We start from the raw sequence: 18,840 nt of genomic DNA, 5'->3' as shown, positions 1-18,840 counted from the left end.
AAAAAGGCTTTTTCGTAAATGAAAAAGCCTTTTTTATGGTGTTTTGTATAGTCAAAACTTATACAACCAATTCCGAAAGTGCAGCTTTTGTAAAACCTTTGAGTTCAGCTGTACGGTCTTCACGGATTTTTTGTGACCAGAAAGGATCTGCCAGTAATGGCCTTCCGACAGCAACCAGATCAAAATCGCCTCTGTCCATCCTCCTCAACAATTCCTCCAGGGAGCTTGGCTCAGAGCTCTCTCCAGCAAAAGCAGCTAGAAATTCACCACTCAACCCTACTGATCCAACAGTAATTGTCGCTTTTCCAGTAATCTTTTTTGCCCAACCTGCAAAGTTCAAATCAGATCCTTCAAATTCGGGTTCCCAGAACCTGCGCTGAGAACAGTGAAAAATATCCACCCCTGCTTCCGCCAATGGGTTAAGCCAGGCTTCCATCTCTGCAGGGCTTACTGCAAGTTTATGGGTGTATTCCTGCGGCTTCCACTGCGAAAGACGTATAATCACCGCAAAATCATCGCCTACCTGTTTTCTGACTTCCTTGATCACTTCTATTGCAAAACGGCTTCGCTCTGGCAATGTTTTACCACCAAATACATCTTTCCGGTCATTTGTACCGGTCCAGAAAAACTGATCGATCAGATAACCGTGTGCCCCATGAATCTCTACACAATCAAATCCCAGTCTTTTTGCTTCAGCAGCAGCACGTCCATAGGCGGCTATGGTATCGGCGATATCTGTTTCGGTCATGGCCTTTCCGTTCAAAAGACCTGGTTTATTAAATCCCGATGGCCCTTCAAAATGACTGGAAGGAACCCAGCCTGAATGATGATTTTCCATCACCCCCATATGCCAGATCTGTGGTCCCATTTTTCCACCTGCACCATGTACCTGATCAATTACATTTTTCCATCCGGATAACGCTTGTTCACCATAAAAATGAGGAATGTTTTTATCATTCGAAGAAGCCGGACGATCAATCACTGTTCCCTCTGATAAAATTAATCCGACTTCTCCTTCGGCCCTCTTTCTATAATAAACGGCTACTTCCGGAGTTGGGATACCGTCAGGAGAAAAGGAACGGGTCATGGGTGCCATGACAATTCTGTTTTTAATGTTTAACGACTTAAGGCTAAATGGCCTGAATAAACTGTCTGTATTCATAATGATCTTATAATTCTTTTTTAATAAACATGGTCAGCGCTTGGAAAGCATTTTCATTTCTTTTATAATAGGTCCACTGCCCGATCCGGGTAGACTCAATGAGCCCTGCCCGCTGCAGCATAGAAAGGTATTCAGAAACTGTAGATTGTGTCAGACCCGTTTTCTGCTGGATTTGTCCAACACAAACACCAGCTTCAAATCCGGATTCCTGCTCCGGAAAATGAAGTTCAGGTTCTTTTAGCCATTGAAGGATCTGTAGTCTTGATTTATTGGACAAAGCCTTAAATATCTCGAGATTGTTCATGGCTCAAAGATATATCGACTTTTTCCGATATACCAATTAATAGATTTTATATGACATTCATTTGATCTCCTTATAACCCGCCCACTTCCTTTTATTTATTATAATTCCAAATAATTTTGCACCTATATAAAGAGATTCTATCTTTGCGGCAAACTAGAATTAATCTTAATAAATAAAAATGCCAAACATCTACAAATGGATAAGCCTGGCTGCGCTTATTCTATGCTTTCCATCCTCATTGTTGTATGCCCAGAACAGCGGGCGCATTACCGGCACAGTAAAAACCAGTGATGGTAAACCAGCTCCTTACGTGAATATTGGATTAAAAGGTGCGGGAAAATCTGCTATAACCGATGAAGAAGGATCCTTCTCGATTAAAAACATAAAACCTGGAAATTACACGATAAAGATATCAGCAATTGGTATTGCCACCCAGGAAAAGACAGTTACTGTAAATGAAGGGCAAACAAGCACTCTTGATTTTTCAATTTCTCAATCCTCTTCCCAATTGGACGAAGTAGCCATTAATGGTTACAAAACACCAAATCAGAAACCGGTTAACCTGGGTAAAATTGCTATTGCTCCTAAAGACCTGCCACAATCTGTGCAAATTATTGGTACGCAAGTTATACAGGACCAACAAATCAACAGGCTGGGAGACGTCCTTAAAAATGTAAACGGAATTGCCTTAGGTGCCAACCGCGGTTCTGTTGGTGAAAATTTCTATTCCAGAGGCTACAGCCTTGGCTCCAATAATGTTTTTAAAAATGGGGCAAGAACAACCATTGGAGGTATGCCCGAAGCCAGTACCCTGGAATCTGTTGAGGTCCTCAAAGGAAGTGCTGCTTTGTTATACGGAGGCGTCAGTGGTGGGGCCGTTGTGAATATGGTCACTAAAAAACCAAAATTCGAATACGGCGGTGAAGCCTCCATGCGCATAGGCAGCTATGATCTTTATAAACCTACACTGGATCTTTATGGCCCGATCAGCAAAAAAATTGCCTTCAGGGTAATTGGAACATATGAAAAGGCCGGTAGCTATAGAGACCACGTCGATTCCAAAAGGTTTTATGTCAATCCTTCACTGCTCTATAAAATATCCGATAAAACAGAATTATTGGTTCAGGGCGACTATCTAAAAAGTGATTTCACCCCCGACTTTGGTATCGGAACAGTTGGAAATACGATTTCCCCACTGGGAAGAAATGTGTTCATCAATACCGACTGGGCTTATAATAAAACCAATACCTCTACGGCCCAAATTAATTTAGACCATAAGTTTAATGACAACTGGAAGTTAAATGCAGTGGCCTCCATGCAAGCCTATACCAGGAATTATTTTTCTTCAGAGCGTCCCTTTGCAGATGCTGCTGGAGTTTGGTACCGGGCATTAACCAGAACAAACATAAAGGAGTATACCTACAACGAACAGATTAATTTAAATGGGAACTTTAGCACAGGTGCAATTAAACACACCTTGCTGGTGGGTATAGACGCAGATCAGTCTTACACCACTACGGGTGCATTCAGCAATCCGAATACAAAAACAATTAAACTGAATGGTGTAGACACTAAATATTACGATCAGGTAAACATCCTTGATCCGCTGAGCTTTAACCAGCCCACAAATTTCAACACCCCTTTAACCACTTTACTGACCAATACCAGAGCGCCAATTTTTAGAATGGGTGGATTTGTACAGGACCTGGTTACCGTAACAGAACAATTCAAAGTCCTTGCAGGAATCAGATGGACTTATCAGAAAACACCTGCCACAACAATCAATACGCTTGCTGACGGCAGTGAAGCTAAAGGAACCGTCGCAGATAAAACAGATAAAGCTTTTTCTCCTAAAGTAGGGCTAATTTATCAGCCTTTGAAAAGCACTTCCTTGTATGCCAGCTATACCAACAATTTCACCATTAATACGGGTATAGACATTGCAACAAGTGCCCCAATGGGCCCATCCATTATTGATCAATACGAAGCGGGAGTAAAAAACGATTTCTTAGACGGGAAATTCTCGGTCAACCTGACTTATTACAAAATAAAGAACAATAAATTTGCTCAAACTGCCCTGGCAGATGCAACAAAAAAGGAGTTTTCAGGAAAAACCGAAAGTGATGGTCTGGAAATTGATCTGAGCGGAACACTGGTCGAAGGACTGAATTTTCTGGCGGGATACAGCTACAACTATATGCGCTATACTTCTACCCTTCCGGTAACCGGTGTTGTTGAAGGAGAAAGACTTGTTGGAACAACCAAAAATACCGCCAATGGAACCTTGTTCTATACTTTTGGAGAAGGTTGTTTGAAAGGCCTTAAATTGGGTGCTTCTGCATTTTATACAGGTGATCGTAATGGAGGAAGAAATACCACTAAAAACAATTCCTCTTCAGGAATTATTCCTTTGAAGGGTTTTACCACACTTGATTTTTCGGCGGGCTATTCCTGGAAAAAAATCTCTTTACTTGGTAAAATCTCCAACATCACCAATGTCTTAAATTATTATGTACACGAAAATTACAGTGTAAACCCAATTCCTCCGCGCCAGTTCGTGACCACACTTGCGTATAAATTTTAAAAATCAAGTCCATAAAAAAGGCGCAATATCTGGATATTGCGCCTTTTTTATGTGATAAGAACTTTTAAACTGTTTTTACATCACCCTCGCTGTAATCTTTAATATCTGTCACGTAACCATTAATGATCAAAAAATCAAAGAGCGGTTTCGCATCCGGGGTAACCGGCATATTGGCACTGGTAATCACCTGATTGGTTTTTTTGTCTAAAAAAGGATAAGCAAATAGTTTTACGTTTTTGCTGAACATATCACTTACATAACCCAGCAGTTGGCTTGAATAATTTTCGCCAAAATTGCTGGAATTAAATACAAATTTAAGGTTATTGATATTGGTAGAAATCCCAACACTTTTTGGTTTGCAGCGGTCCAGGTATTTGGCCAGTTTATTGTGCCTTGCGAAATTAGAAACAATGACCAGGTTGCCCGTGTTGCACATTTCCTCTGCGCGTTTAGCCACCGCACGCAGGTCCAGCTGCTCCGCCCAGTTCTCTTCTGTGGAAAGCACATTGGACAATAAAACCTCTATCAATACACTCAGGTTATCTTTCTGTACGCTCTCTGTCCGGACAAACTGTTCCACGGCCTTGTTGAGCATACTGAAATTCGGATTGGATTTCTGCGCATACTTGGTCCGCAGAATCATAATGTCTTTTTTGTACAGCAGGTCTTTTGGTAAACATGGTCTACCCAGCGAATCAAAGATCGCTGCACTCGAAAAATCCTTTACAATCAGGTACAAGTTCAGTAAAATATTATTCACCTCTTTAAATACAGGACCTTTTACAGAAATCAGGTCAATCTCTACCGAACCCACCGTGAGGTTATCGGCTAAAGATTCGATCATTGTTTTGGGGTCATGCTTAAAATAAAAGGCAGCATATACCAGATTTACCCCAATGATACCCAACACATTTTGTTGTAAGGCAGCATCCGTGTCAAGCAGCCTGACATGGAAAAAAATTTCATTCGCCTCCCCTGCAGGTTCAGCCTGAAATTTGATTCCAATCCAGCCATGAGGATCATTGGATTTATTATAATTTAAAGTTGTAACCGTATCTGCAAAAGCAAAAAAGGTTCTGTCATCATATTTTTCACCACTTAAACGCTCATTGAGTAAACCGTACTCATGGTCCAACATCTTGATCAGCCTTGACTGGCTCACATATCTTCCTGTCTCCTCAGCACCATAAATTGCATCGCTAAAAGTCATATCATAAGCAGACATGGTTTTGGCAACGGTTCCTGAGGCCGCACCGGCTGTAAAAAAATTACGTGCAACTTCCTGTCCTGCTCCAATTTCCGCAAAAGTACCGTATATTTTCTGATCTAAATTGATCTTTAAGGCTTTACGCTTGGTATCCAGAATTTCTCTTTCCATGCTGCAAAAATAGGAGAATCCGGCGGAATCCGAACGATAAATTTCCTTATCTTGCTCATCAGATGTTAAACGTAAAAAATCTCGGGGTCCGGTTTAAAAAAGAAGACAGCAAATCCTGGATCAGTACCGTCAGTGAAGTCAGCTTTAAACTGGAAAAAGGAAAAGTTCTTGGAATTGTCGGAGAATCCGGTTCTGGGAAATCCGTTACGGCCTTTTCAGTGATGCGCCTTCATCAGGAATCAAATACCAAAATTGAAGGAGAAATAAAATTCAACAACATTAACCTCTTGCAACTTTCGCAGGAAGAAATAAGAAAATACCGGGGTAACCGCATTTCTATTATTTTTCAGGAGCCCATGACCTCTCTGAACCCCGTGATCCGCTGTGGAGAACAGGTTGTGGAAGCCATACGACAGCATCAGAAAACAGATCAGCGCAGTGCAAAAGCACACTGCCTGCAGCTTTTTGAAGAAGTGCAATTGCCTACGCCTGAACGCATCTTTAAAAGCTACCCCCATCAGCTTTCCGGTGGACAAAAACAACGGGTCATGATTGCAATGGCCCTTAGTTGTAATCCGGAGCTGCTCATCGCAGACGAACCCACCACCGCCCTTGATGTTACCGTGCAAAAAACAATTCTACAACTGCTGTTTAAGTTAAAGGAAGAACGCCAGATGGCCATGATGTTCATTTCCCATGACCTGGCAGTGGTTAGTGAAATTGCCGATGAAGTTGCCGTGATGTATAAAGGAAAAATCGTTGAACAAGGCCCGGCACAAGAACTCTTCAGAAACCCACAGCACCCCTATACCAAAGGTCTGTTGGCCAGCAGGCCGGTACTGGATAAAAAACTAAAAATATTGCCAACAGTTGCCGATTTCACTTCAAGTATGGGCAAGCCGGCCTCAACTTTGGCATTTTTGAAAGAAAATGTTTATACCCAGGCAGAAATTGAACAAAGAAGAAACACCCTGTACTCAAAAGAGCCTCTGTTAAAGGTAAAGGACCTTTGTACCTGGTTTACTATAAAAAAAGGTTTGTTTGGTAAAAATATTGCATCAGTAAAAGCGGTCAATGGCGTTAGCTTTGAGGTCTTTCCCGGAGAAACCCTGGGGTTGGTCGGTGAATCCGGATGCGGAAAAACCACCCTTGGAAGAAGCATTTTAAGATTGACTGAGCCCAGCTCCGGCGAGGTCATTTATAACGGTACCGATCTGCGATCCCTAGATCAATCCAGATTAAGGTCGCTCAGAAAGGACATTCAGATCATTTTCCAGGATCCCTATTCCGCGCTTAATCCGCGTATGACAGTCGGAAGGGCCATACAGGAACCCATGCAGGTCCATCAATTGTATGGCAATGACCAAGACCGGAAAAAAGAAACCCTTAAACTGCTTGAAAAAGTCGGCCTTCAACCAGCACATTACGAGCGTTATCCCCATGAGTTCTCCGGCGGGCAACGCCAGCGTATTGTCATCGCCAGAGCCCTGGCCCTTCAGCCTAAATTCATCGTCTGTGATGAATCGGTATCAGCGCTAGATGTTTCTGTACAGGCCCAGGTGCTGAACCTTTTAAAACAGTTACAGTTGGAACTGGGGCTAACCTACATTTTCATTTCACATGATCTGGCTGTGGTCAAGCACCTTTCAGACCGCATACTGATTATGAATAAAGGAAAAATTGAAGAACAGGGTTTTCCGGAAGATATCTATACTCATCCCAAAGCCGATTACACCAAAAAACTGATTGCAGCTATACCTGGATTATGACCCCTTTTCCCCTTTCACGGCCAGCTTCATAATGGCCGTATTCAGGGCCCTTCTGATCTCCCTTTCTTTCGGTTTGTCATAGACATTCAGTAAGACCTGAATTTTAAACCGGGCTTCGTCTTTATTGATGGCAATGGTTTTAACTGTCAGACCGTCTAAAGCGATATAAGTTGCAAAAGGCTTCACGACATTCCTCAAATGATTTTCCAGATAATCGGGCGTATATCCAAAATGAAGGGACATCTGAAATTCCACACTAAGTTTTTTAATGTTCTGCTTTGATTGGTTTACAATAACAGAACTAAAAGCGACTGAATTTGGAATGATTACCATATCATTGTCTTCGTTCTGCAAAATCATATTGATCAGGGTAATGTCAATGATTTTCCCTTCTATATCATGAACTTTAATGTGATCTCCAAGGGAAAGCCGGTCAGAAAACATAATGATCAGGCCGTTGATCATATTGGTAATGTAATCTTTAAAGGTTAACGCAATGGCAGCAGCAACAATGGTAATACTGGTCAGGAATTTAATCGGGTCTATGCCTAAAAAAATCATAAAGGCTAAAACGAAAAAGACTGTATTTAATATAGATACAATCCTGTTGATCCCCAGAATAAAGTTATCCTTGATGTTGCTCTTGAGTTTATGCTTTTTTATATACCAGAATATAATCATAAGCCGCGCTGCTGAAACCGTTAAACTTGGTCCCAGAAAAACAAAAAGTGCCTCTGCCAGCCGCGCAATAAATGGATAATGGACATAAAGAGGAGGCTCTTCGATTGCATAATAAACCAGGAAAAAGTATACAATTGCTTTAAGAACAATCATCAGTATTTCTTTTCTTGTTTTCCGTTGTTTTTCTTCGATCATTATCGTGCTGGCCTGGCCCTTAAATTTTAAGATTGTCTACTCCACAAATGTACAAAAAGCCTTCCATTTTATAGTTTTCGCCCCCTAAAAAGGCGCTTTGTCGTTCCAAAGTGTTACCTTCGGGTGATTCATAAATTATTATGGCTAAAAATAAATCATCTCACCTAACAAAAGTTCTGACACAGCTGATCAGCGATGTCCTGAACAAAAGCAATGAGGCACTTAATTACAAACAAGTATCATCAAAATTGAATATAACCGATGCAGCCTCCCGGGAAACCATACTGGAAGTGCTCAAGGATCAAACACATAAAGGCGTTTTTATAGAACCCCAAAAGGGAAAATTCCGGTTAAAAGACCTGAAAACCTTTGTCATAGGCAAAGTAGACATTACTGCAGACGGATCGGGTTATGTCATTCCAGATGATGAATTTGAAAAAGACATTTACATCTCGGCCAGAAAACTCCACAATGCACTTAACGGTGATAAGGTCAAGGTCTATATATATGCCAAGAAAAGCGGCCGTAAAAATGAAGGCGAAGTTGTTGAAATTATCGAGCGCGCCAAAACAGATTTTATAGGGGTAATTAAAATATCAGAACGTTTTGCTTTCGTTTATGTAGACGATAGAAAAATGCTCCATGACATCTTCGTTCCACTGACAGATCTAAAGGGAGCAAAGAACGGGCAAAAAGTACAGGTAAGCATTACCGACTGGCCCGAAGAAGCAAAAAATCCGATTGGCCGGGTGATCAATATTCTGGGAGAGCAGGGAGAGAACGATACAGAAATGAATGCCATTCTTGCCCAGTACGGATTTCCTTTAACTTTTCCGCCAGAAGTAGAAAAAGAAGCCAATGCAATTCCTGAGGAAATCAGCCCGGAAGAAATCAAAGGAAGGCGTGATTTCAGGACCACCACTACTTTTACCATTGACCCCGCAGACGCCAAAGATTTTGATGATGCAATTTCCTTTAAAAAACTGGAAAATGGAAACTATGAAGTAGGTGTACACATTGCAGATGTTTCCCATTATGTCCTTCCCAACAGCGCCCTGGACAAAGAAGCCTATTCAAGGGCCACTTCCGTTTACCTTGTGGACAGAGTGATCCCAATGCTGCCCGAAAGACTGAGTAACGGTGTATGTTCCCTGCGTCCTAAAGAAGATAAACTCTGCTTTGCTGCTGTTTTTGAAATGGACGACAAAGCGATTATCCATGATCAGTGGTTTGGAAGGACAGTGATCCATTCTGACCGCCGCTTCAGCTATGAAGAAGCCCAGCAGGTGATCGAAACAAAATCCGGTGACTTTAGGGAAGAGATCCTCAAGTTAAATGAACTGGCGTACATTTTAAGGGAAAAGAAATTTAAGGCCGGCGCCATCAGTTTTGAAAGTACAGAAGTTAAATTCAAACTGGACGACAAAGGAAAACCCATTGGTGTTTATGTAAAGGAACGAAAAGATGCACATAAACTTATTGAAGATTTTATGCTGTTGGCCAATAAAAAAGTGGCAGAGTTTGTTGCTAAAAAAGGCAAAGGCAAACAAAAATATACTTTTGTTTACCGCTCCCATGACTCCCCTAACCTGGAAACATTAAATAACTTTGCCTTGTTTGCTTCCCGTTTTGGTTATAAAATCAATATGAAATCAGATAAGGAGATCGCAAAATCCCTTAATTTCCTGATGGAAGATGTAGAAGGAAAAAAGGAACAGAATGTGCTGACACAATTGGCCATACGCTCCATGGCTAAAGCCATTTATACCACAAAAAAGACCAGTCATTATGGCCTGGCCTTTGATCATTACACCCATTTTACCTCTCCAATCAGAAGGTATCCTGATGTTATGGTGCACCGCCTGCTGGCCGCTTATCTAAACGGTGAAAAGTCGGCCAATGAAGAACAATATGAAATCGCCTCCTCGCATTCCTCAGCGATGGAAAAACGGGCGGCAGATGCAGAACGTGCCTCTATAAAATACAAACAGGTCGAATACCTGGAAGAAAATGTGGGCAGTATCTTTAGCGGAATTATTTCAGGTGTTACCGAATGGGGCATGTACGTAGAACTTATTGAAAATAAATGTGAAGGAATGATCCGCCTGAGGGACATTACTGATGATTTTTATGTTCTTGACGAAAAAAATTACTGCATCATTGGCCAGCGAAAAAAGAAAAAATACCAGCTTGGGGATGAAGTACAGGTAAGGGTTAAAAAAGTAGACCTTTCCAAACGTCAGATCGATTTCTCCCTGATCCAAAGCGCTTAACATTCATAATATAAAACACATAGAACAGGTTATACCATATAATGCATACCACATTTGAATTACAGGAATTTATAGAAAAAGCGATTTCAGAACTTAAGTACCCAGATCATCCAAAGCGCTTGTACGAGCCCATTACCTATATCATGAACCTTGGCGGAAAGCGGCTTCGGCCTGCATTGGTCCTGCTTGCGGCAGAGTTATTTGGAGGCGATCTGGAAGAAGCCCTTCCTGCTGCAATGGCCATTGAAACCTTTCATAATTTCACTTTAATCCATGATGACATTATGGACAATGCCCCTTTAAGACGTGGAAAACAAACCGTCCATGAAAAATGGGGAACCAATAATGCCATTCTTAGCGGTGATGTCATGATGGTCGAATCCAATAAAGAACTGACCAAAGTAAAAGCAGCCGTATTAAAACAAGTTCTGGATACCTTTAATGCAACTGCACAGGGCGTTTGCGAAGGCCAGCAACTCGATATGGAATTTGAAACCCGCAACGATGTCAGTATCTCCGAATACATAGACATGATCCGTCTTAAAACCGCCGTCTTGGTGGGTGGTGCCATGAAAATCGGTGCTATTGTTGGTGGTGCAACCGAAAAAGAAGCCAGGCTTATTTATGATTTTGGTGAAAACCTTGGAATCGCCTTCCAGCTACAGGACGACATACTGGATGTATATGGTGATCCTGAAAAATTCGGAAAACAAGTTGGTGGAGACATTATTGCCAATAAAAAGACTTTCCTGTTGTTAAAGGCTTTAGAGCTCGCAGAAAACAGTCACCTGGAAAAACTACATCACTGGATCAAATCCGAACATTTTGATTCAGAAGAGAAAGTTGCAGAAGTTAAGCGCATTTATAACGACCTGGACATCCCTTCAATTGCCAGAGAAACAATGGAACAATATCTGGACCGTGCACTGGCCCTGTTTGGTCAGATAGAGGTAACCGATGAAGCTAAGGTCAATTTACTGGACCTGACCCATACCCTGATGGCCCGCGAATACTAAAAAGACAAACCCAATAAAAAGCCGGTTTAATTCCTTAAACCGGCTAACAATTATTAATTTAAGAAATAAGGAATCCTTGATTTCTCTATTGCGAATTTAAAACTAAAGCTTGCAATCTGCTGTAATTTAACAGTTTTTAACTTTCTCGTTACAATAGCGGTGCAAGACAGAAAAACAAAGAAAAACCAATATCAATTCCGAAGGAAGCCAGGTATTTTAGTTGTCAAAAATAAGCTTCACCTTTTCATAGGTAAGAGGCTTGGTCACAAAATCTTTTACACACATAAATTTTTGTGCACGACTGCGTTCTGCAGGATCAATAGAAGAAGAAACGATAATTACATCCGCATGAATGTGGTATTCCTCCAAACGCTGCAAAAATTTCCAGCCATCAATTTCAGGCATGTGCAGGTCTAAAAGAATAAGGTCAGGAGCATGTTCAATAATATAATTCAATGCATATTCAGGTTTTTCAAACAAGACTACCCTTTTATCCATTTGCAGTTTACTGATCAGCATCTGATGAATCTTATTGGTGATCACATCATCATCAACCAACACGATGTGTTTGCTTTTTTCCCCGACCATTCCTGGCTTAAAGCTCATATTCTCGTCCTCATGTAGCAAAGAATTGAGCATCCTGATAATTCCATCCAGTTTTTCTGCCTGTTTGTTGATCTCCCCCATCAGTTCATTAACCTTTAAAACATCATAAGACTCAAAAGAAGAATGGTTGGTAATGTTCGATAAACTCAGGATGTTGGTAATTGGCGCTCTGAGCTGGTGGGAAGTCAAATGGGAATATTCATTCAGGAGTTTAAACTGCCGGGCATTTATGCTGTCATTAAAAACGGTACAGGCCACATATTTGACCCTGCCCGCTTCCCTGATCGGTGTAAAAGTGATCAACAGCATATGGTCGTTCGCATTGGCAACAGGTAATCTTTGTTCTATACTGAAGCAATCACCAGAAAAGCATTTTGTCAGCAATCCAAGCAGTGGATCCCGGTACTCCTGTGTAACCATTTCTACAATCTGTTCCCCAATTGAGGGATTTTTTTCAAGAAAGCTCCCCAGAAAATTAAGTGACTCCGCCTTAAAAGAAGTTAATTGATACTTTCTATCTATTAAAAAGAATGAATTATCAAGACTTTCACAGCTGCTACCGGTTGACATGACGGAATCAATTATTGTTTTTTGATGGTTTGACACTTATTCTTGCAATACTTTGCTACTTGTATTAACCTTACCGCGGATAATACCTAATTATTTACAACCTTCGAAGTTTTGGATTGCTAAATTCCAGATCGTTTTTTGGAGCAATAATTGCCATGTCACAACTGATGGTTGATTTGTTAGTCGCAACACAAATCAACGAAATTATTATTACTTATGCAAGAAATACTATCAAAGAAAGACATAGGTGAGCGGATTAGAAACCTCAGGCTCGCTCAGGACTTGTCACAGTTACAAGTCGCTGATATCCTACATCTTTCCAGAAGTAATTACTCGCAAATTGAACTGGGGAACCAATACCCTTCCTTCAATACACTACATAGTCTTGCCCGCTATTTCAGTTGCAGTTATGAATGGCTCCTGCACGGATCACAAACAGATCTTATCCCATTTAAGGAAAAGCCAACCGGAACCAAAACAATACCTCAGCTACTGGCAAACCCTGTAAACGTTTATGACCAGCAGGGAAGATCAAAAATATTACTTGTTCCCTTAAGCCACCAGCAGTACTACATCCATAAACACAGCAGTCAAAAATTTCTGAATACACTGGAGTCTGTTGACTTTCCTGCAGCCATCGAAGATGGGACCATTTACAGGGCATTTAAAGCTGCGGAAGAACTTCCTGACTTAAACGTGCACAAAAACGACATTCTGCTCGCAAAACACATCAATACCTATGCTAAGGTCCACATCAACCAGGTTTACATTCTAATCACAAGGAAAGAGATTAAAACCTGCCTGTTAACCAGCATCAATCATTTCCAGTCGACCTTATCCTGCACCAGTCAAACCGACAAGCAGGTCTTTACTGTTCCATTCGGAGATGTTCTTGAAATTTGGGAAGGGACTGGTAAATACACCGCTAAACTCGGTCCTGTTATTGGTGAACTGGAAAAAACCTTGAAGAATTTTACAGAGGCCCTTCAAAGACTTGAAGGAGAAATTACCGCCTTAAAGTCCGTGCCCCCACTCTGCTAAAGACAGCAAATGGACCACAACCTTTTCAGACCTTAAAACGAGGATAAGCAATAAATGATAGGCTAAAAAGCCTTAATGAAACCTCTTGCCCTGGTCCTAAAACATCCTGATTCATAGAATATCTTAAAGACTGATCGGGATGTCCGGAGAAGGGGTGATTGGGTGCTTTGCTCCGTAGGAGCCTAAGCAGACGCTGCCCCGAAACGGATCATCCCGATCAGTCCTCCAAAAATTCTTCGAAAGCACAACACACCCAAAAACAAAAAAGAAATGAAAAGCTAAAAACTGAAAAATGATGAAACGAATCTCAAATACATCCAAGCCAAAAGATCATAAAACAAAAGAAATAGAAATGCAGAAACTGGAAAAGGATAAAACAAAAGAAATGGACAACAAAAAACGAAAAGGATAAAAACAAATCACAAAAGATCATAAAACAAAAAAGGCCGTTTCAAATGAAACAGCCTTTTAATTTTATAATACCGTTGATTACTCAGCAGCAGTACCTTCAGCTTCCGCTTCTGTAGCTTTAGCAGCTTTCTTAGCAGGTGCTTTTTTAGCAGCAGCTTCTTTTACAGGTGCTTCTTTTTTAGGAGCAGCAGCTTTCTTTTCAGCTTTAGCAGCAGGTGCTTTTTTCTCAACTACTTCTTTTACAACCTCTACAGGTAAAACAGAAACGTAAGATTTGTTGTCTTGTTTCTTTTTGAAAACTACAGTACCATCAACCAGGGCAAATAAAGTATGATCTTTACCAATACCTACACCTTTATCAGGATGATGTTTTGTACCACGTTGACGTACCAAAATATTTCCAGCGATAGCTTCCTGTCCACCAAAAATTTTGATACCTAAACGCTTACTATGTGACTCACGTCCGTTCCTGGAACTACCGGCTCCTTTTTTATGTGCCATTTTGCTTTATATTTTATAAACTACCAGATTAAGGTAATTCTATGTTTAACAAATAATTATAAACTGATACCAGAAATCTGGATTTTAGTGAAATACTGGCGGTGACCGTTTTTCTTTTTGTAACCTTTTCTACGTTTCTTTTTGAAAACGATAACTTTATCACCTTTTAAATGAGACACGATTTTAGCTGAAACAGTAGCGCCTTTCAGAGCAGGAGCTCCTACAGAGATTTTACCACCATCTTCAACCAACAATACATTGTCAAATTCAATACTAGCGCCTTCATCCCCTTGCAAACGGTGTACAAAAAGATGCTGGTCTTTTGCAACTTTGAATTGCTGTCCTGCTATATTTACTATTGCGTACATTGTTAAATAATTATTATTTTAAATTGTTTATTTTTTTTATCGAGGTGCAAATATAGAACTATTTTTTTCTAAAATCAAATGATTTAAAATCATTCGTTGAAATTCTTTTTTCTGCATCCTGTATATCCTGACAAAACCAGTATTAATGCTTAGGTGTATAACGCTCTTCAGCCTCATTGATACTTTGCGCCACCAGGTTTTTCATTTGGGTTGAAACGTCCCGTAATTTTGGGATTTCATTATAATCCGACATTAAAATTACCTTTTTCTTTTTCCGCTGGTAATTGAACTCGATTTCATAACGCAATACCTTAGAAGAGTTCAGGTCTTCCCCCCTGTTGGCAATTACATCCGGAAAATTCCAAAGCCCCAGTTCATTTGCCTTATTGTGCAGGTAAATGATGTCATTGGTACGCAGCTTAAAGTTTGTTTTAATCAGGGAATCCTTATTGTTCAGGTACTGATAATTCCCTGTCGAAGAATCGTAGCTGTTCACCAGGTCTTTACCTACCCCCCATTTAAACTGCAGGGAAACGAATTCGCTCGATTTAAAAGGTGCATTTTTGATGATCGGAGCATAATAAACAATGCAATAGATCAGAAAAGGAACAACAACAGTTAGTATTAAAAATATCTTTTTTCCTCTGGAAGTCATTTATATATATTTATCGTGTATGGTAATCTAATCTAAAGGTTCGGTCAGCTCTCCCTCCCACTTACTCACTACAGCAGTAGCCAGGCTATTGCCAATCACATTCGTTGCAGAGCGGCCCATATCCAAAAGCGGATCAATACCAATCAACAATGCCAATCCGGCTTCCGGAATATTAAATGTTGCAATCGTCCCGGCGATAACCACCAGGGAAGCTCTAGGAACACCTGCAATCCCTTTACTGGTCAGCATCAGGATCAACAGCATGGTAATTTGCTGTTCAAAGGATAAATGAATTCCATAAGACTGCGCTATAAATAAAGAAGCAAAGGTCATATATAACATAGAACCATCCAGATTAAAAGAATAACCCAAAGGCAATACAAAACTTACAATCTTATCTTTACAACCAAAACGCTCCAGCTGCTGCATTGTTTTCGGATAAGCAGCTTCACTGCTCGCCGTACTAAAAGCCACCAAAACGGGCTCTTTCATACGGTTCATCAGGTTGAATACCCTTCCTTTAAGAATACTAAAACCAATCAGGATCAGTACAATCCACAGCAAAAGCATGGTAGAATAAAATTCCCCGATAAACAATGCATAGGTAGACAATACACTTAAACCTTGCTTGGCAACAATAGCAGCCATTGCCCCAAATACGGCAAAGGGCGCAAAATTCATCACATATCCGGTTACTTTTAAGATCACATGGGCTACCGCATCAAAAAAATGGATAATCACCTGCCCCTTTTCTCCAATCGCTGCAGTGGCCACACCAAAAAACAAAGAGAAAACCACAATCTGCAGAATTTCATTTGTTGCCATGGCTTCGGCCATACTTTTGGGTACAATATGAGAGATAAAATCTTTCATAGACAAAGCCACCTTATGGATCCCGGTATCTATATTGCTAGGCGGTAATGGAAGGTGCATCGCCTCACCCGGTTTGAAAATATTAACCATAATCATCCCAAGGACCAGCGAAAGCAGGGAAGCGCTTAAAAACCACAACATGGTTTTCCCCCCGATACGGCCTACGGCTTTAATATCCCCCACTTTTGCAACCCCGACAACCAGCGTACTGAACACCAGGGGGGCAACAATCATCTTAATCAAACGAAGAAAAATATCGCTTAATAAAGTAAGGGGTTCGAGTTTTTTTTCCCTTATTTTTTCACTTTCATGACGGGATTTTTCCGTCGCTTTTTTTTGCAGGTTCAGCGCTTGGTAAGCTGTCCCGGTGGTGTCTTTTAATTTAATGATCTCCGCATCGATTGTTTTTATCTTTGCATCGGCAGCTAGGATAGAATTGTTATAAGGACTAAATGTCTGCACATTTAAGTAATACCCCAATCCAATTCCCAATACCAACGCTAAAAAGATAAAAAACGTTAACCTGTTGTTTTTAGACATCTATCTCAGTTTAGTTTATTAGAGCCGTAAAACTACAATAATTAAATTATTCTATAAAGTTTGTTGATAAAGCAATAAAATTCGCATTTTCGCTGTAACAAACAAGCCTTACAGACCTCTAAACCTATATCAACGCAAGCCCCTGTGGAACAAAAAGACCAGTTATTTAAGCAAATCTTCGACACCAACTCCAAAAAAATATTCCATTTATGCTATGGATATACAGGAGACAAAGATTCTGCAAATGATTTGTTACAGGAAACCTTTTTAAAGGTCTGGCAAAACCTGGACAAGTTCAGGAACAAATCCCTTTTATCTACCTGGATCTACAGAATTGCTGTCAATACCTGTCTTACTTATTTAAGATCAGAAAAAAGACAGGCAAAAGATGAGTTGACCGATAACATTATCGAAAACCGGATTGAAGAATACTCCGAAAAGAATGAACAAATTGCTTTACTATATAAATCAATATCTAAACTGGAAGAGAATGACCGTTTAATTATTACGATGGTTTTGGACGAGCTGCCTTATCATGAAATCGCAGAGATATCGGGCATCAGTGAAGGGAATTTAAGGGTAAAAATCCACAGGATTAAACAAAAACTTACAGAAATATACAATCAGCATGCAAGAATTTGAAGATATACAATCGCTTTGGCAATCGCACTCAGTTGAGGTAAACATCTCTTCTGAGGAAATGCTTGCCCAGGCAAAAAAAGAAGTGAACGGCATCCGTACCAAGTCCTTGCTGAACATTACCGGCATGTGCCTTTCTTTTGTTGCATTGGTTTGCCTGTGGGTATTTTTCGATTTCCAGTCCTGGACCACCCACCTGGGAATTACCATTACCATCTCTGCCATTGCGGTCTATACCTTTATTTTATACAGAGGTTATCGCTTAATTGCAAAGAATGATTTTACAGCACACCCCAATGAATTTCTAAGCCAGTTGAAATTGTACCAGCTGAACCGCTATAACCTGTACAACAAATTATTCTGGATTTACACCATTGCCCTTAGTGTGGGAAGTATCCTTTACTTTTTTGAAATCCTCTCCTATTTCAGCTTTTGGAAACAGTGTCTGGCTGTCGTATTGACCTTTGGATGGTTAATCTTCTGCTCTACAGTGTTACGCAAGGCTGTTCTAAAAAGAGAAAAGGAAAGAATAAGCCTTTTAATAGAAAAGTTTGAAAGAATTAGTGCCCAGTTTAAAGAAACCGGACACTAAAGTATAATAAGGGGAAAATTATGGTTTTTCCTTTACTTCCTCTACAGAAAAACTGCTTCCGTTTAACTTGTAACGTAAAGTCTTCATTGCTGCACCAGGTTTCTTTGTGGTATCTGCAGGGTTTACAGCAGGGAAAGTGCGAAACAAAACACCGTCCTTAATTTGAAACTTATCATTTCCGGCATAATACTTCTTCATAGAAGAACTCAGCGGTGGAAAGTTTATTTTCTGAAAGCCATTTCTTGAATACTCATAAACATTCAGGTCCAGTACATTTTTTTTGCTAAGCAGTTCAATATAAAGCTCCGGATTTCCATCATTGTCCATGTCCATATTCCAAACGTCTGTGATGATTCCCTTACGTTCGACAGATAAAGACTTGTAGTCATTTTTGACAGAATCGGACATGAGCACCAAATAACCACCCACACTGTCCTTTCCTTTTCCCCAACTCAGTACTTCAAAATTCAGCCCCGGTCGGATAGAAATGTTCTTGTAAAAAGGGAAAGGATTGGGGCGCTTCTCTTCAGCAGGTCTGTTGCTGCTCAGGGCCACAATCTTTTCCGGGTTTTCCTGATTACAGGAAAACAGCAGCAATACTCCAGAGGCAAATAACGATGATCTTAAAATTAAATCCTTCAGCTTCATTTTAAATCTATAAAATTTAGCAAGCAATTTAAAT

General features: G+C 40.4%; 17 protein-coding genes. 7 read left to right on the top strand and 10 right to left on the bottom strand.

All coding sequences use genetic code 11. The features are described from left to right. Window positions 1-58: 58 nt before the first annotated feature. Both B0O44_RS00840 and B0O44_RS00835 read right to left on the bottom strand, forming a co-directional pair. The gene (locus B0O44_RS00840; protein ID WP_110826808.1) at window positions 59-1,162 is read right to left on the bottom strand and encodes an NADH:flavin oxidoreductase; all 1,104 of its coding nucleotides are present in this window, start codon (window positions 1,160-1,162) and stop codon (window positions 59-61) included. A gap of 7 nt (window positions 1,163-1,169) precedes the next feature. After that, complete coding sequence (locus tag B0O44_RS00835) at window positions 1,170-1,466, bottom strand: ArsR/SmtB family transcription factor (RefSeq protein ID WP_110826807.1); 297 nt, start codon at window positions 1,464-1,466, stop codon at window positions 1,170-1,172. 178 nt (window positions 1,467-1,644) lie between these two features. Between B0O44_RS00835 and B0O44_RS00830 the strand changes: the two genes are divergently transcribed. Further along, complete coding sequence (locus tag B0O44_RS00830) at window positions 1,645-4,050, top strand: TonB-dependent receptor (RefSeq protein ID WP_110826806.1); 2,406 nt, start codon at window positions 1,645-1,647, stop codon at window positions 4,048-4,050. Window positions 4,051-4,114: 64 nt separating this feature from the next. Here the strand turns inward: B0O44_RS00830 and B0O44_RS00825 are convergent, their stop codons facing one another. Continuing rightward, window positions 4,115-5,428 carry a nicotinamide mononucleotide adenylyltransferase gene (locus B0O44_RS00825; RefSeq protein ID WP_110826805.1) on the bottom strand — a complete coding sequence of 438 codons (1,314 nt, stop codon included), beginning with the start codon at window positions 5,426-5,428 and terminating at the stop codon, window positions 4,115-4,117. A gap of 62 nt (window positions 5,429-5,490) precedes the next feature. Here B0O44_RS00825 and B0O44_RS00820 point away from each other — a divergent pair, with 62 nt between their 5' ends. Continuing rightward, window positions 5,491-7,197 (top strand): ABC transporter ATP-binding protein, encoded by a 1,707-nt coding sequence (locus tag B0O44_RS00820; protein ID WP_110826804.1) that lies wholly within the window; start codon window positions 5,491-5,493, stop codon window positions 7,195-7,197. On the opposite strand, the gene B0O44_RS00815 is transcribed toward B0O44_RS00820, so the two are convergent. Next, complete coding sequence (locus tag B0O44_RS00815; protein ID WP_110826803.1) at window positions 7,192-8,073, bottom strand: mechanosensitive ion channel family protein; 882 nt, start codon at window positions 8,071-8,073, stop codon at window positions 7,192-7,194. The two genes, B0O44_RS00820 and B0O44_RS00815, sit on opposite strands and share 6 nt — an antisense overlap. A 140-nt stretch (window positions 8,074-8,213) precedes the next feature. On the opposite strand from B0O44_RS00815, the gene rnr reads away from it, so the two are divergent. After that, on the top strand, window positions 8,214-10,346 hold the full coding sequence (rnr, locus tag B0O44_RS00810) for a ribonuclease R (RefSeq protein WP_110826802.1): 2,133 nt from the start codon (window positions 8,214-8,216) through the stop codon (window positions 10,344-10,346). A gap of 41 nt (window positions 10,347-10,387) precedes the next feature. Then, the gene (locus tag B0O44_RS00805; RefSeq protein WP_110826801.1) at window positions 10,388-11,362 is read left to right on the top strand and encodes a polyprenyl synthetase family protein; all 975 of its coding nucleotides are present in this window, start codon (window positions 10,388-10,390) and stop codon (window positions 11,360-11,362) included. A 216-nt stretch (window positions 11,363-11,578) separates the two neighbouring features. On the opposite strand, the gene B0O44_RS00800 is transcribed toward B0O44_RS00805, so the two are convergent. Continuing rightward, the gene (locus B0O44_RS00800; protein ID WP_110826800.1) at window positions 11,579-12,538 is read right to left on the bottom strand and encodes a response regulator; all 960 of its coding nucleotides are present in this window, start codon (window positions 12,536-12,538) and stop codon (window positions 11,579-11,581) included. 216 nt (window positions 12,539-12,754) lie between these two features. Here B0O44_RS00800 and B0O44_RS00795 point away from each other — a divergent pair, with 216 nt between their 5' ends. Then, window positions 12,755-13,579, top strand: a complete 825-nt coding sequence (locus B0O44_RS00795) for a helix-turn-helix domain-containing protein (protein ID WP_110826799.1) — start codon at window positions 12,755-12,757, stop codon at window positions 13,577-13,579. 489 nt (window positions 13,580-14,068) lie between these two features. Here B0O44_RS00795 and rpmA read toward each other — a convergent pair whose 3' ends face one another. The 4 genes from rpmA to B0O44_RS00775 form a co-directional block, all read right to left on the bottom strand. Continuing rightward, window positions 14,069-14,491, bottom strand: a complete 423-nt coding sequence (gene rpmA, locus B0O44_RS00790; RefSeq protein WP_110826798.1) for a 50S ribosomal protein L27 — start codon at window positions 14,489-14,491, stop codon at window positions 14,069-14,071. 56 nt (window positions 14,492-14,547) lie between these two features. Then, complete coding sequence (rplU, locus tag B0O44_RS00785; RefSeq protein ID WP_008241463.1) at window positions 14,548-14,859, bottom strand: 50S ribosomal protein L21; 312 nt, start codon at window positions 14,857-14,859, stop codon at window positions 14,548-14,550. A 142-nt stretch (window positions 14,860-15,001) separates the two neighbouring features. Next, the gene (locus tag B0O44_RS00780; RefSeq protein ID WP_110826797.1) at window positions 15,002-15,514 is read right to left on the bottom strand and encodes a hypothetical protein; all 513 of its coding nucleotides are present in this window, start codon (window positions 15,512-15,514) and stop codon (window positions 15,002-15,004) included. 27 nt (window positions 15,515-15,541) lie between these two features. Then, complete coding sequence (locus tag B0O44_RS00775) at window positions 15,542-16,927, bottom strand: dicarboxylate/amino acid:cation symporter (protein ID WP_110826796.1); 1,386 nt, start codon at window positions 16,925-16,927, stop codon at window positions 15,542-15,544. Between the two features lie 144 nt (window positions 16,928-17,071). On the opposite strand from B0O44_RS00775, the gene B0O44_RS00770 reads away from it, so the two are divergent. Continuing rightward, window positions 17,072-17,569, top strand: a complete 498-nt coding sequence (locus B0O44_RS00770) for an RNA polymerase sigma factor (RefSeq protein ID WP_110826795.1) — start codon at window positions 17,072-17,074, stop codon at window positions 17,567-17,569. Continuing rightward, the gene (locus tag B0O44_RS00765; RefSeq protein WP_110826794.1) at window positions 17,556-18,158 is read left to right on the top strand and encodes a hypothetical protein; all 603 of its coding nucleotides are present in this window, start codon (window positions 17,556-17,558) and stop codon (window positions 18,156-18,158) included. Before B0O44_RS00770 ends, B0O44_RS00765 begins: the two co-directional genes overlap by 14 nt. A gap of 18 nt (window positions 18,159-18,176) precedes the next feature. Here B0O44_RS00765 and B0O44_RS00760 read toward each other — a convergent pair whose 3' ends face one another. Beyond that, a complete protein-coding gene (locus B0O44_RS00760; RefSeq protein WP_110826793.1) occupies window positions 18,177-18,806 on the bottom strand; it encodes a hypothetical protein in 630 nt (209 codons plus the stop codon). Between the last annotated feature and the right edge of the window lie 34 nt (window positions 18,807-18,840).

The organism is Pedobacter nutrimenti (genome assembly GCF_003208655.1).
In the GTDB taxonomy this organism is placed as follows: Bacteria; Bacteroidota; Bacteroidia; order Sphingobacteriales; family Sphingobacteriaceae; genus Pedobacter; species Pedobacter nutrimenti.
The sequence above is the reverse complement of the archived record's forward strand: the minus strand, read 5'-3'. Positions and strand labels throughout refer to the sequence as shown.

Coding starts and splice junctions, on each gene's coding strand:
- rpmA (WP_110826798.1), bottom strand. CDS start 14,491: ATGGCACATAAAAAAGGAGCCGGTAGTTCCAGGAACGGACGTGAGTCA.
- B0O44_RS00825 (WP_110826805.1), bottom strand. CDS start 5,428: ATGGAAAGAGAAATTCTGGATACCAAGCGTAAAGCCTTAAAGATCAAT.
- rnr (WP_110826802.1), top strand. CDS start 8,214: ATGGCTAAAAATAAATCATCTCACCTAACAAAAGTTCTGACACAGCTG.
- B0O44_RS00775 (WP_110826796.1), bottom strand. CDS start 16,927: ATGTCTAAAAACAACAGGTTAACGTTTTTTATCTTTTTAGCGTTGGTA.
- B0O44_RS00800 (WP_110826800.1), bottom strand. CDS start 12,538: ATGTCAACCGGTAGCAGCTGTGAAAGTCTTGATAATTCATTCTTTTTA.
- B0O44_RS00815 (WP_110826803.1), bottom strand. CDS start 8,073: ATGATCGAAGAAAAACAACGGAAAACAAGAAAAGAAATACTGATGATT.
- B0O44_RS00795 (WP_110826799.1), top strand. CDS start 12,755: ATGCAAGAAATACTATCAAAGAAAGACATAGGTGAGCGGATTAGAAAC.
- B0O44_RS00840 (WP_110826808.1), bottom strand. CDS start 1,162: ATGAATACAGACAGTTTATTCAGGCCATTTAGCCTTAAGTCGTTAAAC.
- rplU (WP_008241463.1), bottom strand. CDS start 14,859: ATGTACGCAATAGTAAATATAGCAGGACAGCAATTCAAAGTTGCAAAA.
- B0O44_RS00835 (WP_110826807.1), bottom strand. CDS start 1,466: ATGAACAATCTCGAGATATTTAAGGCTTTGTCCAATAAATCAAGACTA.
- B0O44_RS00830 (WP_110826806.1), top strand. CDS start 1,645: ATGCCAAACATCTACAAATGGATAAGCCTGGCTGCGCTTATTCTATGC.
- B0O44_RS00820 (WP_110826804.1), top strand. CDS start 5,491: ATGTTAAACGTAAAAAATCTCGGGGTCCGGTTTAAAAAAGAAGACAGC.
- B0O44_RS00760 (WP_110826793.1), bottom strand. CDS start 18,806: ATGAAGCTGAAGGATTTAATTTTAAGATCATCGTTATTTGCCTCTGGA.
- B0O44_RS00780 (WP_110826797.1), bottom strand. CDS start 15,514: ATGACTTCCAGAGGAAAAAAGATATTTTTAATACTAACTGTTGTTGTT.
- B0O44_RS00805 (WP_110826801.1), top strand. CDS start 10,388: ATGCATACCACATTTGAATTACAGGAATTTATAGAAAAAGCGATTTCA.
- B0O44_RS00765 (WP_110826794.1), top strand. CDS start 17,556: ATGCAAGAATTTGAAGATATACAATCGCTTTGGCAATCGCACTCAGTT.